13 protein-coding genes are annotated in these 12,818 nt (G+C 68.5%); 10 read left to right on the top strand and 3 right to left on the bottom strand.

Annotated elements, in window-relative coordinates; genetic code table 11:
• Nucleotides 1-151 precede the first annotated feature (151 nt).
• Nucleotides 152-637, bottom strand: a complete 486-nt coding sequence (locus tag BLV57_RS00450) for a carboxymuconolactone decarboxylase family protein (RefSeq protein WP_091285150.1) — start codon at nt 635-637, stop codon at nt 152-154.
• 169 nt (nt 638-806) lie between these two features.
• On the opposite strand from BLV57_RS00450, the gene BLV57_RS00455 reads away from it, so the two are divergent.
• Complete coding sequence (locus BLV57_RS00455) at nt 807-1,676, top strand: RNA polymerase sigma-70 factor (RefSeq protein ID WP_091285155.1); 870 nt, start codon at nt 807-809, stop codon at nt 1,674-1,676.
• Here BLV57_RS00455 and BLV57_RS00460 read toward each other — a convergent pair.
• A complete protein-coding gene (locus tag BLV57_RS00460) occupies nt 1,673-1,945 on the bottom strand; it encodes a hypothetical protein (RefSeq protein ID WP_091285157.1) in 273 nt (90 codons plus the stop codon). The two genes, BLV57_RS00455 and BLV57_RS00460, sit on opposite strands and share 4 nt — an antisense overlap.
• The gene (locus tag BLV57_RS00465; protein ID WP_091285160.1) at nt 1,942-2,502 is read right to left on the bottom strand and encodes a carboxymuconolactone decarboxylase family protein; all 561 of its coding nucleotides are present in this window, start codon (nt 2,500-2,502) and stop codon (nt 1,942-1,944) included. The genes BLV57_RS00460 and BLV57_RS00465 overlap by 4 nt, the downstream gene beginning before the upstream one ends.
• A gap of 365 nt (nt 2,503-2,867) precedes the next feature.
• Between BLV57_RS00465 and BLV57_RS00470 the strand changes: the two genes are divergently transcribed.
• From BLV57_RS00470 to BLV57_RS00505, 9 genes are all read left to right on the top strand, one after another.
• Nucleotides 2,868-4,130 carry an HNH endonuclease signature motif containing protein gene (locus BLV57_RS00470; RefSeq protein ID WP_091285163.1) on the top strand — a complete coding sequence of 421 codons (1,263 nt, stop codon included), beginning with the start codon at nt 2,868-2,870 and terminating at the stop codon, nt 4,128-4,130.
• A gap of 589 nt (nt 4,131-4,719) precedes the next feature.
• Complete coding sequence (locus tag BLV57_RS43140; protein WP_176968452.1) at nt 4,720-4,887, top strand: hypothetical protein; 168 nt, start codon at nt 4,720-4,722, stop codon at nt 4,885-4,887.
• A 37-nt stretch (nt 4,888-4,924) separates the two neighbouring features.
• Nucleotides 4,925-5,170: a transposase gene (locus BLV57_RS44365; RefSeq protein WP_143046937.1), complete on the top strand. Its 246-nt coding sequence runs from the start codon at nt 4,925-4,927 to the stop codon at nt 5,168-5,170.
• Between the two features lie 215 nt (nt 5,171-5,385).
• Nucleotides 5,386-6,588 carry an ROK family transcriptional regulator gene (locus tag BLV57_RS00480; RefSeq protein WP_091285168.1) on the top strand — a complete coding sequence of 401 codons (1,203 nt, stop codon included), beginning with the start codon at nt 5,386-5,388 and terminating at the stop codon, nt 6,586-6,588.
• Between the two features lie 205 nt (nt 6,589-6,793).
• The gene (locus BLV57_RS00485; protein WP_091285170.1) at nt 6,794-7,987 is read left to right on the top strand and encodes an ROK family transcriptional regulator; all 1,194 of its coding nucleotides are present in this window, start codon (nt 6,794-6,796) and stop codon (nt 7,985-7,987) included.
• Nucleotides 7,984-9,483, top strand: coding sequence for a sugar ABC transporter ATP-binding protein (locus tag BLV57_RS00490; protein ID WP_091285173.1), 1,500 nt, complete (start codon nt 7,984-7,986; stop codon nt 9,481-9,483). The genes BLV57_RS00485 and BLV57_RS00490 overlap by 4 nt, the downstream gene beginning before the upstream one ends.
• The gene (locus tag BLV57_RS00495) at nt 9,480-10,493 is read left to right on the top strand and encodes an ABC transporter permease (RefSeq protein ID WP_425425926.1); all 1,014 of its coding nucleotides are present in this window, start codon (nt 9,480-9,482) and stop codon (nt 10,491-10,493) included. The genes BLV57_RS00490 and BLV57_RS00495 overlap by 4 nt, the downstream gene beginning before the upstream one ends.
• Nucleotides 10,490-11,539 carry a substrate-binding domain-containing protein gene (locus tag BLV57_RS00500; RefSeq protein ID WP_091285176.1) on the top strand — a complete coding sequence of 350 codons (1,050 nt, stop codon included), beginning with the start codon at nt 10,490-10,492 and terminating at the stop codon, nt 11,537-11,539. The genes BLV57_RS00495 and BLV57_RS00500 overlap by 4 nt, the downstream gene beginning before the upstream one ends.
• A gap of 59 nt (nt 11,540-11,598) precedes the next feature.
• A complete protein-coding gene (locus BLV57_RS00505; protein ID WP_091285178.1) occupies nt 11,599-12,744 on the top strand; it encodes a Gfo/Idh/MocA family protein in 1,146 nt (381 codons plus the stop codon).
• Nucleotides 12,745-12,818 lie beyond the last annotated feature (74 nt).

Genomic DNA, 12,818 nt, shown 5'->3' on the forward strand with positions numbered 1-12,818 from the left:
CGTTTCGAGGCAGGAAACCTACGCCTCCGCGTCGTCGGACAATCGGAAAATGTTACGGGACGTCACCCGACCGCAACGTGGCTAGAGAAAAAGGAGTCGTGAGTGTTTAGACCGGTTAGAACCGGCCGGAACACTCACGACCCCTGCGTGGTCACTGGGTGGCGGCGGCGAACGCCCCGGTCTCGTACGAACCGCCCTTCTGGTGCACGATCACGGCGAGCCGGTTGGCGGCGTTGATCAGGGCGACCAGTGAGACGAGCGCGGCGACCTGGTCGTCGTCGAAGTGCTTGCGCACCTGAGCCCAGGTCTCGTCGCTCACGCCCTGGTGCGCGTCGGCGAGGCGGGTGCCCTCCTCCGCGAGCGCCAGCGCGGCCTGCTCGGCCTCGGTGAACACAGTGGACTCACGCCAGGCCGCGACCAGGTGGAGCCGGAGCGCGGTCTCGCCCGCGGCGGTGGCCTCCTTGACGTGGTAGTCGATGCACCAGCCGCAGCCGTTGATCTGGCTGGCGCGCAGGCTCACCAGCTCCTGAACGCTGTGCGGCAGTCCCGACTGGCCGAGCACCGTGCTGGTGGCGGCGAACCGCTTCGCGATCTTGGCGCCGATCTCGTTGCTGAACAGGTCGAAACGGGGTTCCATGACTTCGTCCTCACTCGTGGTGTCTTGCTGTCGGCCATGAGATGCCGGTGCCCCGAGCCGTGTGACAACCCGGTGCTGTGACGCACGACACCCCGGCGCGGGTGTCACAAAACCGCGACGACCGGCATCCCGTGGGCGCTACAGTCCGACCGCGAAGGGGGAGAAGCTCATGACCGATGCGTTCCTGACTCACCGGAACCTGCTGTTCACGGTGGCTTACGAGATGCTCGGCTCGGCCGCCGACGCGGAGGACGTGCTGCAGGAGACCTGGCTGCGGTGGGCGGGTGTCGACCAGGAGATCGTCGAGAACGAGCGCGCGTACCTGGTCCGGATCACCACCCGGCTGGCACTCACCCGGTTGCGGACGCTGGGGCGCCGCAAGGAGACCTACGTCGGGTCGTGGCTGCCAGAGCCGCTGCTCACGGCGCCGGACGTGGCCGAGGACGTCGAGCTGGCGGACAGCGTGTCGATGGCGATGATGCTGGTGCTGGAGACGCTCACCCCGACCGAGCGCGCGGTCTTCGTGCTCCGCGACGTGTTCGACGTCGGCTACGACGAGATCGCGGAGGCCGTCGGCAAGACCCCGGCCGCGGTCCGCCAGATCGCCCACCGCGCCCGCTCCCACGTCGCCGCCCGCCGTCCGCGCGGCACCGTCTCCGCGGCCGAGTCCCGAGGCGCTCTCGAGGCGTTCCAGAGTGCGGTCGAGACGGGCGATCTGCAGCGCCTGCTCGACCTTCTGGCGCCGGACGTCGTGCTTATGGGCGACGGTGGCGGAGTCAAGCAGGCGGTTTTGCGGCCGGTCAGCGGAGCCGACAAGGTGGCTCGCATGCTCGCCTCCGGCATCGGCCGGATCGCCGCGCTGGGTACGTTGCAACCGGTGCAGGTCAACGGTTTCCCTGCGCTGGTCGTCCGCATCGACGGCGAGGTCGACACCGTGCTCGCGGTCCGTATCGACGACGGCCTCGTCACCGGGCTGTACGCCGTGCGCAACCCGGAGAAGCTGTCGCACATGGACCGCGAGACGGCCTTGCGCCGCTAGCCCACCTCGAGCAGCACCTCGCCGGATTCCGGGGCGACGATCTTGGCCACCTCGTTCGTGACGAAGACATCGAGTGGCGTGTTCTCATCGCCCAGTTCGACATTGGTGGTGACATGGGCGAACTCGTCGCCCATGTCGTACCCCCAGCTGATGTCGAAGACGGTCAGCGCCCGCCCGTCTCGCAGCACGACCGTGGTCGGCACGCCGTCGCGGTCCTGAAGCACGCGCAGGATCTCTTCGTCACGCGGTGGTGGTTGCTGGAACGTCACGACGCCAGCGTGCCACCCCCGCCCAACCTGAGGTAACCGTGCTCGATCAACTGACGCCCGGCTTCTTCGTAGTCGGCGAGATCCGGCGAGGCGACGGTGGCCAGCCCGTCGACGTAGCGGTTGTACATGCAGAAGGCGGCCGCGATGAGGACGGTGTCGTGGATTTCGGTGTCGGTCGCGCCGAGTTCCTTGGCAGCGTCGACCAGCTCGGTGGTGACGGCCTTGCCGGTCTCGCGGGCGGCGAGCGCGATACGCAGCAGCGCCCGCAGCTTCGCCGAGACGGGGGCCTCGTCAACGCCGCGCCAGGTCGCCTCGACGACCTGCGTGCCGTCGTCGAGCGCGGCAGCCGCGGCGGCACCGTGGCTCAGTGAGCAGAACGTGCACTCGTTGCCGCGTGACACGGTCGCGGCGATCAGCTCGCGCTCGCCGACGGTCAGCGTGCTCGGGCCGCGCAGGAGGGTCTCGGCGAGGAGGCCGAGTGGTCCGGCGGTCTCGGGGCGGAACTCGAACAGGCCGCGGATGCCGGGGGCGGGGGACTTGATGTCGATGTGGGGCAAGGATTCCTCCTCTGTGGATTTGGGCACATCAGTACCACGGGATCCTTGAGACGCTCTGCGATTGCGGCGCCCGGGCTAACTGGGGGGCGTCCGTTCGCTGGATGCGTTGGGGCGGCTTCTTGCTCTGGGGTGTGGGTCTGTCGGGGGCGGATCTCAAGACATCCCGTATGGACATTTCCGCTCCGGGGTCGGGTGGTGTTTCGGGTCGCTGCGGAAATATCCATACGGACCGAGGGCACGGTGGTCGGATTTCGTTGTGGCTCACCGGAAACCCCGGCTGGTACTTGCTGCTTGCTTGGGCGTGTGCTCGGCCAGCTCGGCGTGTCTAGTGGCATATGACTCTGGGCGCTGGTAGTGTGGGATGCATGATCAGCACCGAAAGTCCTGACACTGCAGCACCACCGGAGTGGTGGCGCTGCGACAAAGACACGCTGCTGCTCGCCTACGTCGCCCGCGAACGAGAGAAACGGCGCCTGGAGGCCGAGCAGGGGCAGATCCTCGCCGAAATCGAATCCCGCGGCGTGAAGGAAGTGACCGGCTACGCCACGGTGCCGGGGATGCTGGTGGACTGGGTGCAGATCAAGCACTCCGAAGCCAAAGCCCGCGTCGACCGCGCCCGAGCCCTCAATCCACGCCAGGATGGCGGCACCCGGATTCCCGCACTCGCACCGCATGCCGCCGCGGCGGCGCTGGCCGGTGATCTCGGCGCGGCGCAGCTGGATCCGATCATCGCCGCCCTGGGCGCACTCCCACCCACAGTCTCAGCCGAAGACCGGGAGACCGGGGAAGAGATCCTGGTCAACCTCGCGCGCACCGCCGGGCCTCGCCAGATCACCCACGCCGCGAAAAACCTGCGCGACCGGCTCGACCCGGACGGACGGGAACCCAAAGACCCAGATCCAGCCGAACCACGGCACGAACTCGGGTTCGTGACCCACCGCGACGGCTCCCACGGCATAAAGATCAAAACCGATGCCGAAACCATCGCCCGACTCAAAGCAACACTCGACCCACTTGCCAAACCCCGCCCGGCATCCGAGGAAGAAGGCCGCGATACACGCTCCCAGTGGGAACGACTCGGCGATGCGTTCGCCACCTTCGTCCGCATCGGGATGGGCAACCCTGACATCCCCACCCAGGCCGGGGACAGTGTGCACGTTGTGGTCACTCTGGGCCTGGACGAACTCAAGTCCGGGATCGGGCGGGCCTGCCTGGACTTGGTCGGGGACATCAGCGCCACCGAAGCACGCCTGCTGGCGTGTGACTGCAAAGTCATCCCGGTCACCCTCGGCTCTCATGGCGAGCCCTTGGATGTGGGTCGGGCTCAACGCCTCGCGACACCGGCACAACGGCGGGCGTTGGCGATCCGGGATGGTGGCTGCGCCTTCCCCGGCTGTGATGCGCCGCCGCAGCAATGCACGGCTCACCACATTGTTTTCTGGGCCCACCACGGGGAAACCCGGATCGACAATCTCGTGCTGCTCTGCGGACGACACCACCGACTGATCCACAACAGTGACTGGGAAGTACGCATCGCCAGCGACGGATACCCCGAGTTCATTCCACCGGCGTTCATCGACCCCGCACGCACACCTCGTCGCAACACCATGCACACCACCCGAATCTGATCGCAAGTAGGTGAGGATCGCCTGTGGCGCAATGCCTCCAACACGTGCGCAGCAGAGACCGGAAGTGCCCCTCGTCGCGCGATAGCGACCCCGGCCTACGGGCGCCCGCGCAGAACCCAAGGATCCACCCGGTTGATGTGCAGGCTTTTCGGCCACCCAGCGGCCGAAAACCCAACACATCAACCACCCTGAGCCCTCACAGAAAACCTCGGCCGGACCATTACGCCGCCGACCACCTACCCGATCACCCTTGCTGCCCCCATCGCACCCCACGACCAAGGCAGCCCAATCCAGCGTCAAGGCAGGCAGCAAGTACCGGCCGAGGCTTCCGGTGAGCCCAATCGGCGTTGTGCCACTGTGCCCTCGGTCCGTATGGATATTTCCGCGGTGACCCACTACGCGGCCCGACCCCACGAGCGGAAATGTTCATACGGGACCGCCCTAGATGCGACCCAGACAAACCCGAAACCCAGGGTTGCTTCCGCGGCCGCCGGCAACACTCACGAACCAGCCAGGGTGAGCCAGCGGCATCAAATGGCGTGATCTGCCTTCGGATTTCCCGCCGTGGTAGACGGTGCGTGGATTCTTCATGCGCTGGTCCAAGAACGAGGTATTCGAGGAGATCGACGGCCGCAAACGCCACATCGTCACTGACAACCAAGGGTTACTGCTGGCCACCGCCACCATCCTGCAAGATCGCGCTGCACGCCCTCCAGTGCGAGGTGAGCTGGGGCTGGGCCGATGGCGACTGTACTAGCGCCGACCTAGTCGACTGGGCGAGGAAAAACCTCGCGATGACACTCGACATCGTCAAGAAAGTCGCCGGGCAGAAAACCTTCGCCATCCTGCCCCGACGCTGGGTCGTCGAACGAGCCTTCTCTTGGATCGCCCAAGCCAGACGCAAGGTCCGCGACAACGAACGCCTCCCCGGCCACTTCACTATGATGCCTAGGCTCCTGACCCGGGCAGGCCACGCCGCCGTCGGCCTTACACGGAACGTGGGCTTGATGAAAGCTCCCTCGGCGGACCGAACTTGGTGAGCGCGAGCCGCGTCAGGGCACGTCACGTTCGGGGCACCGCCGTCAGAACCGGCCGCAAACCCTCACAACCCCGGTGAGCAAGAAACCACCCGATTGCCTCTCGACTTAGTTGAAGCTTTGGATAAAGTGGAACGGCGTCGCGGAGGGGACTTGTGCGGTACCCGGCGGGCCATGTCGGTCCCCCTCGCGGCGACTACACGCCGTAGGCTCAGGGGATGAGCGCGGCATCAACCACCGACCATCCGATGGTCGAAACCCGGCACCAGACGCAGCTGCTCACGCTGCTGCGGGACGAGGGCCCGATGTCACGGGTCGAGCTGGGGGAGCGGCTGGAACTGCCGCGTGCGCGGGTGGCCGTCGAGGTGGGCAGGCTCGCTGAGATCGGGCTGGTCGAGACTGCGGGGCCGTCGGCGAGCCGGGGTGGGCGGCGGTCGACGCTGGTGCGGCTCGATCCGGGGCTGCGGGTGCTCGCGGTCGATGTCGGTGCGACGTCGGTCGGGGTTGCCGTCACCGACGCCTCCTGCGAAGTGCTCACGCATACCGTTGAGGACTGCGATGTGCGGCAGGGGCCGCATCCGGTGTTGCGGCGGGTGGCCGAACTCGCGGTGAAGGTGCGCGAAGAGGTGCCGGGCAAGCTGATCGCCGCCGGGATCGGGCTGCCGGGGCCGGTGAGTTTCGCCGAAGGTATGGCGGTCGCGCCGCCGATCATGCCGGGGTGGGACCGGTTCTCCGTGCGTGATCATCTCGGGGGACTGTGGAGCTGTCCGGTGACCGTGGACAACGACGTCAACGCGATGGCGCTCGGGGAGCGGCACGCGGGGGTCGCGCGGTCGACCGATGACCTCGTCTTCGTCAAGATCGGGACCGGGATCGGCTGCGGGATCGTGCTCGGCGGCAAGGTGTACCGGGGTGTCGCGGGGACCGCGGGCGACATCGGGCACATCCGGCTCGACGACTACGGCCCGACGTGCGCGTGTGGTGAGGTCGGCTGTCTCGAGGCGTACTTCGGCGGAGCCGCGCTGGCGCGTGATGGGTTGACGCTCGCGCGCAGCGGGCGGTCGGCGTTCCTCGCCGAGGCGGCGGCCGAGCGGGGGACGGTCACCGCGCAGGATGTCGGGCGGGCCGCGGCGGCGGGGGACTTCGGCGCCGTGAACCTCATTCGCGATGGCGGGCGCAGGCTCGGCCAGGTGGTCGCCTCGCTCGTGTGCTTCATCAACCCGGGCATGGTCGTGATCGGCGGCGGGGTCGCGCAGCTCGGTCATCAGCTGCTCGCCGAGGTGCGCGGCGCGGTGTACCGGCGGTCGCTGCCGCTGGCCACCGGCAACCTTCCGATCGTGCTTTCCGAGCTCGGTGACACCGCCGGGGTGATCGGCGCGGCGTGGTCCGCGACCGATCGGGCATTCACCCTAAGCAGCTGAGCCAACTCACCTAGTAGTGCTCAGATCAAGCAGACTTTCGCACTCGAAGTGCGAAAGTCTGTGTCTGATCCTGCGACTAATCGGGTGACAAGGTCGGACAAGACCTTAAATTCACCTTGACGAGTGACACACGCCACCCTACTTTCGCTGCCTGAGTAACAAAGTTTGCTCGGTCGGTGGCAAAAGTGGGGACAACGTGGTCGTGATGGACAGCCCGCGCGTGGCGAACCTTGCCGCGCTCTTGCGCGCGCTGCGCGAGGGTCCGCTGTCGCGCACGCAGCTCGCCACGCGCTGCGGGATCACCAAGGCCGCCGTCTCCGGACTGGTCACCGAGCTCTCCGAACGCGGGCTCGTCCGCGCGGCAGGCGTGCTCACCGGCGGCAACGGCAGGCCCAGTCAGCTGGTCGAACTCTGCGGCGCGAGCGCACACGGGCTCGCGCTGAGCATCGAGGCCGACCGGTTCGCCGCGGTCGTCGTCGACCTCAACGGCCGGGTCATCGCCGAGGAGGCCGAGTCCGCCGACGTCCCCGCGCTCGGCCTGCACCGCGGCATGGACGAACTCGCGCTGCTCGCCAAGCGCGTGCTGCCCTCGGACGGGAGCCGCCCGGTCGGGGTCACCATCTCCGTGCCCGGCCTGGTCGACTCGGCCGCCGCCGTGCTCCGGTTCGCGCCGACCCTGCGCTGGCGCGACGCCGAGATCGCCGACTTGATGGCCGCGCGGCTCCAGCTGCCCGCCGACGCTATCGCCGTCGACAACGAGGCCAACCTCGGCGCGATCGGCGAATCCGTCGCGGGCGCGGGCGTCGGCGTGCGCGAACTCTTCTACCTCTCCGGTGGCATCGGGGTGGGCGCCGGACTCATCTCCGCGGGCTCGGTTTTGCGCGGTGCGCGCGGTTTCGCCGGCGAGGTCGGCCACGTCGCCGTCGATCCCAATGGCGACCAATGTCCTTGCGGCCGCGCGGGGTGCCTGGAGACCAAGGCCGGGCTCGCCGCCGTGCTGCGGGCCGCCGCGCCGCCGGGTGACTTGCTGCACGACCCCGCTCTCGGTGTCGACGGCCGGGTCGCGTTGCTGCGTGAGCGGGTTCTCCGCGGTGACCGCCGCGCCGCCACGGCCGTGCTCGAACTCGGCGTCGCGCTCGGCATCGCACTGTCCACTGTGGTCGACGTGCTCGACCCGGATGTCGTGATACTGGGCGGATACTTCGCCGAGCTCGGCGCCTGGCTGGTCGAGCCGATCCGCATCGAACTCGCCGCGCGCCCGCTCGGCACCGCCGCGCGCTGCCGCGTCGAACCGTCCCCGCTCGGCACGTCCGCCCCGCTCCGGGGCGCGGCACACCTGGCGACCGAACGGCTGTTCGCCGATCCAACCCTGATCCCACTCGTGGAGGCGTCGGTATGAGCTTGCTTTCCGTACGCGGGATCGTGAAGACGTTCCCCGGTGTCCGCGCGCTCGGCGGGGTCGACTTCGACGTCGAACCCGGCGAGGTGCACTGCCTGCTCGGCCAGAACGGCGCGGGCAAGTCGACCCTGATCAAGGTGCTCGCCGGCGCGCACCGCCCTGACGAAGGCGAGATCACCTGGCAGGGCGAGCCGGTCACGCTCGCCTCGCCGGTCGACGCGCTCAAGCTCGGCATCGCCACCATGTACCAGGAACTCGACCTGGTACCGGGACTTTCCGTCGCGGAGAACATCTTCCTCGGCCGCGAGCCCGCCAAGTTCGGGTTCAGCCGGGTCGCCTACGCCCGCGCCGAAGCCGCCAGGCTGATGACCAGGCTCGGCCATCCCGAGATCCGGCCGGGCACCGAGGTCGGCAAGCTCTCGGCGGCGGGCCAGCAGCTGGTCTCCATGGCCAGGGCGCTCGCGCACGACGCCAAGCTGCTCGTGATGGACGAGCCGACCGCCGCGCTCGCGGGCGAAGAGGTCGACAATCTCTTCCGCATCGTCGAGGAGCTGACGGCCGAGGGCGTCGCGATCGTCTACATCTCGCACCGGCTCGAAGAACTGCGCCGGATCGGGCACCGGGTGACCGTGCTCAAGGACGGCAAGACCGTCGGCACCGGGCTCGACGCCCGCACCACGCCGACCGCCGACCTCGTCCAGCTGATGGCCGGACGCAAGGTGGAGACCGTGTTCGGGCCACGGCACGAAGAGCACGTCCGGGACACCGAAGTCCTTCAGGTGCGAGGACTTTCGCGCGCGGGCGAATTCGAGGACGTCAGCTTCAGCGTGCGCGCGGGCGAAGTGCTCGGCATCGCGGGCCTTGTCGGCTCGGGACGCAGCGAGCTGCTCGAAACGATCTTCGGCGCCCGCCCGGCCGACACCGGATCCGTGACCGTCGACGGGAAAAAGCTCCGTCTTGGCAGCGTCTCCGGCGCGGTGAAGGCGGGCATCGGACTCGCGCCGGAAGAGCGCAAGAGCCAGGGCCTGCTGCTCGATCTCCCGGTCGTCCACAACGTGACGCTCGCCAGCCTCACCCGGTACGCGACGCTCGGCTTCACCGAACGCGCGAAGGAACTCGAGGACGCGGGGGAGAGCCTGCGGCGCCTCGACCTGCGGCCCGCCGACCCGCACCGGATCGTCGGCACGCTCTCCGGCGGCAACCAGCAGAAGGCCGTGCTCGCGCGGTGGCTGGTGCGCGGCTGCCGCGTGCTGCTGCTCGACGAGCCGACGCGCGGTGTCGACGTCGGCGCGCGGGCCGAGCTGTACCGGCTGATCAGCGAACTGGCCGCGACCGGGGTGGCGATCGTGCTGGTCTCCAGCGAGATCCCGGAGGTGCTCGGCCTGTCCGACCGGGTGCTGGTGCTGCGCGAAGGACGTGTACTGGCCGAACGCCCGTCGGCGGACCTCACCGAAGCGGACGTGCTCGACGTGATTCTCGAAGGGAGTGCGGCGTGACAGAGACGGTGCTGGTGACCGAACCGGAGAAGCCATTGCCCGCCAAGGAAAAGCGGTTCCTCTGGGGTGCCGACCCGCGCCTGGTGGGGCTCGGCGGCGTGCTGGTGATCCTGTGCCTGGCCGGGCAGCTCACCCGGCCCGACCAGTTCTTCACCGAAGGCAACATCTCGACCATCCTCCGGCTGGCCGCCGCGATCGGCGTGGTCAGCGTGGGGATGACCTTCGTGATCATCAGCGGCGGCATCGATCTGTCGGTCGGCTCGATCGTCGCGTTGTCCAGCGTCTGGCTGACCACGCTCGCCACCCAGTCGTACGGGCCGTTCGTGATGGTGATCTGCGGGCTCGCGGTCGGCCTCGGCTGCGGCCTGATCAACGGGATACTGGTCTCCTACGGCAAGATCGTGCCGTTCATCGCGACGCTGGCGATGTACGTCTCGGCACGCGGGCTCGCCGAGCGGATCAGCGGCCGCCGGACCCAGGTCGTCGCCGAGACCGGCTTCCTCGACTTCTTCCGGGGCGACCTCCTCGGCATCCCGGTGCTGATCTGGATGTTCGCGCTGGTCTTCGTGGTCGGCTGGATCCTGTTGAACCGCACCACCTTTGGCCGCCGCACCTATGCGGTCGGCGGCAACGCCGAGGCCTCGCGGCTCGCGGGCATCAACGTCAAGCGGCACACCGCGCTCGTCTACGGCGTCGCCGGGCTCTGCTGCGGAATCGCCGCGCTGATGGTCGTCGCGCGCACCACCGCGGGCGCGTCGACCAACGGCACGCTCTACGAGCTCGACGCGATCGCGGCGGTCGTCATCGGCGGCACGCTGCTGACCGGTGGCCGCGGCTCGCTCGTCGGCACGCTGATCGGGGTGCTGATCTTCACCGTGCTGTCCAACCTCTTCACGCTCAACAACCTGGACACCGACATCCAGAACATCGCCAAGGGCGTGATCATCGTGCTCGCCGCCCTGCTGCAGTTCCGCGCCCGCAAGACCAAGACCAGTGGAGGGTCGTCATGACCGGACAACCGTTACAGCGCCGTGGTTTCCTGCTCGGTGGCGCGGCCGTCGGCGCGGGCGCGCTGCTCGCCGCGTGCACCTCGAACGAGGCGCCGAAGGCCGAGGGCAACGCGCCGGTCGCCGCGGGGAACAGCGGCCAGCCCGGCAAGCCGGTCACCATCGGCTTCTCCGCGCCCGCCGCGGACCACGGCTGGATGGCCGCGATGACCAAGAACGCCAAGGCGCAGGCCGCGAAGTTCAGCGAGGTCACGCTCAACGCGACCGAGGGCACCAACGACGTCAACCAGCAGATCTCGCAGGTCGAGACGCTGATCAACGCCAAGGTCAACGTGCTGGTGATCCTGCCGTTCGACGGCAAGGCGCTCACCGCGGTCGGCCAGCAGGCGATGGACAAGGGCATCCCGGTGATCAACCTGGACCGCGTCTTCGACACCCCGCTCGCGTACCGCACCTGGATCGGCGGCGACAACTACCGCATGGGCGTCAACGCGGGCAACTACATCGCCGCGCAGATGAAGGCCAAGGGCATCACCGCCCCGATCATCGGCGAGGTCGCCGGGATCGACTCACTGCCGTTGACCCAGGAACGCAGCAAGGGCTACAAGGACGCGTTGGCACGGCACGGTTTCCAGGTCGGGCCGCGCGTCTCCGCGCAGTTCACCCCGGAGTCCGGTGAGGCGCAGACCGCGAACCTGCTGCAGTCGGCCGCCAAGCTCGACGCGCTGTGGAACCACGACGACGACCAGGGCGTCGGCGTCAACGCGGCGATCCAGAACGCGGGCCGCAAGGACTTCCTGATGGTCGGCGGCGCCGGCTCGAAGAACATGATGAACCTGATCAAGGCCGACGCCTCGCCGATCAAGGCGACGGTCCTGTACAGCCCGTCGATGGCGTCCACGGCCATCGCGCTGGCGCGGCTGCTCGGCCAGTCGAAGGGGATCGGCGACTTCGCCGAGCACGAGATCCCGGCCGAGATCACCACCTATTCCGCGGTGGTCACCAAGGAGAACGTCGACCAGTACCTCGACGTCGGCTTCGACTCCTGACCCAGACGGGATAAAGCCCGCTTTATCCCGGTCCGCACAGGCAAATGACAAGGAGGGGCATGAGCCCGGCTGCAGGGGAAACCATCGGGATCGGCATGGTGGGCCACGCGTTCATGGGTGCGGTGCATTCGCACGCGTGGCGCAACGTGCACCGGTTCTTCGACACGCCGCTGGTCCCGAGACTCGCCGTGCTCGGCGGCCGTGACGAGACACGGGCCAAGGCCGCGGCGCAGAAGTTCGGCTGGGCCGCGGTCGAGACCGACTGGCGTGCGCTGATCGCCCGTGACGACGTCGACCTGATCGACATCTGCACGCCGGGCGACAGCCACGCCGAGATCGCGATCGCCGCGCTCGAAGCCGGAAAACACGTGCTGTGCGAGAAACCGATGGCCAACACGGTCGCGGAAGCCGAGGCGATGGCCGAGGCCGCGCGCAAGGCGGGCGAGCGGGGCGTGCGGTCGATGGTGGCCTTCAACTACCGCCGCGTGCCCGCGCTCGCGCACGCCAGGAAGCTCGTGGCGAGTGGCGCGCTCGGCGACATCCGGCACGTGCGCAGTGTGTATCTGCAGGACTGGCTGTCCGACCCGAAGTCGCCCATGAGCTGGCGGCTGAACAAGGATCTCGCCGGTTCCGGCGCGCTGGGCGACCTCGGCGCGCACATCGTGGACGCCGCGCAGTTCGTCACCGGCGAGCTGATCACCGGGGTGTCCGCGCTGACCAACACCTTCGTTCACCAGCGGCCCGACGCGGCCGGTGGCGTCGGCGAGGTGACCGTCGACGACTGCGCGCTGTTCATCGGCCGGATGACCTCGGGTGCGGTCGCGAGCTTCGAGGCGACCCGCTATGCCTTGGGGCGCAAGAACTCCATGCGGCTGGAGGTCAACGGGTCGAAGGCGAGCCTGGCGTTCGACTTCGAGTCGATGAACGAACTGTCCTGGTACGACGGGACCGAGCCGCCGACCGAGGCCGGGTTCCGCCGGATCCTGGTCACCGAACCGCAGCACCCGTACGTCGGGGTCTGGTGGCCGCCCGGTCACCTGCTCGGCTACGAGCACACCTTCACCAACGAGGTCGCCGACCTGCTCACCGCGATCGGCGGCGGATATCACCCCGAACCGAGCTTCGACGACGGCCTGCGCGTGCAGCGGGTGCTCGGCGCGGTCGAGGAGAGCGCCGCGGCGGGCTCCGGCTGGCAGGAGGTCTGAACCAGCGAAACCTGTCTCGCAAGTCTGGCCGAAAGTCGCATGGCAAACGCCGGTTCGGCTGGTTCGATCCGAAA

The organism is Amycolatopsis xylanica, assembly GCF_900107045.1.
GTDB lineage: Bacteria > Actinomycetota > Actinomycetes > Mycobacteriales > Pseudonocardiaceae > Amycolatopsis > Amycolatopsis xylanica.

What these genes read in the sequence shown, in the direction of transcription:
- BLV57_RS00450 (WP_091285150.1), bottom strand. Translation starts at nt 637, where the DNA reads ATGGAACCCCGTTTCGACCTGTTCAGCAACGAGATCGGCGCCAAGATC.
- BLV57_RS00505 (WP_091285178.1), top strand. Translation starts at nt 11,599, where the DNA reads ATGAGCCCGGCTGCAGGGGAAACCATCGGGATCGGCATGGTGGGCCAC.
- BLV57_RS00455 (WP_091285155.1), top strand. Translation starts at nt 807, where the DNA reads ATGACCGATGCGTTCCTGACTCACCGGAACCTGCTGTTCACGGTGGCT.
- BLV57_RS00490 (WP_091285173.1), top strand. Translation starts at nt 7,984, where the DNA reads ATGAGCTTGCTTTCCGTACGCGGGATCGTGAAGACGTTCCCCGGTGTC.
- BLV57_RS00500 (WP_091285176.1), top strand. Translation starts at nt 10,490, where the DNA reads ATGACCGGACAACCGTTACAGCGCCGTGGTTTCCTGCTCGGTGGCGCG.
- BLV57_RS44365 (WP_143046937.1), top strand. Translation starts at nt 4,925, where the DNA reads ATGACACTCGACATCGTCAAGAAAGTCGCCGGGCAGAAAACCTTCGCC.
- BLV57_RS00470 (WP_091285163.1), top strand. Translation starts at nt 2,868, where the DNA reads ATGATCAGCACCGAAAGTCCTGACACTGCAGCACCACCGGAGTGGTGG.
- BLV57_RS43140 (WP_176968452.1), top strand. Translation starts at nt 4,720, where the DNA reads ATGCGCTGGTCCAAGAACGAGGTATTCGAGGAGATCGACGGCCGCAAA.
- BLV57_RS00485 (WP_091285170.1), top strand. Translation starts at nt 6,794, where the DNA reads ATGGACAGCCCGCGCGTGGCGAACCTTGCCGCGCTCTTGCGCGCGCTG.
- BLV57_RS00480 (WP_091285168.1), top strand. Translation starts at nt 5,386, where the DNA reads ATGAGCGCGGCATCAACCACCGACCATCCGATGGTCGAAACCCGGCAC.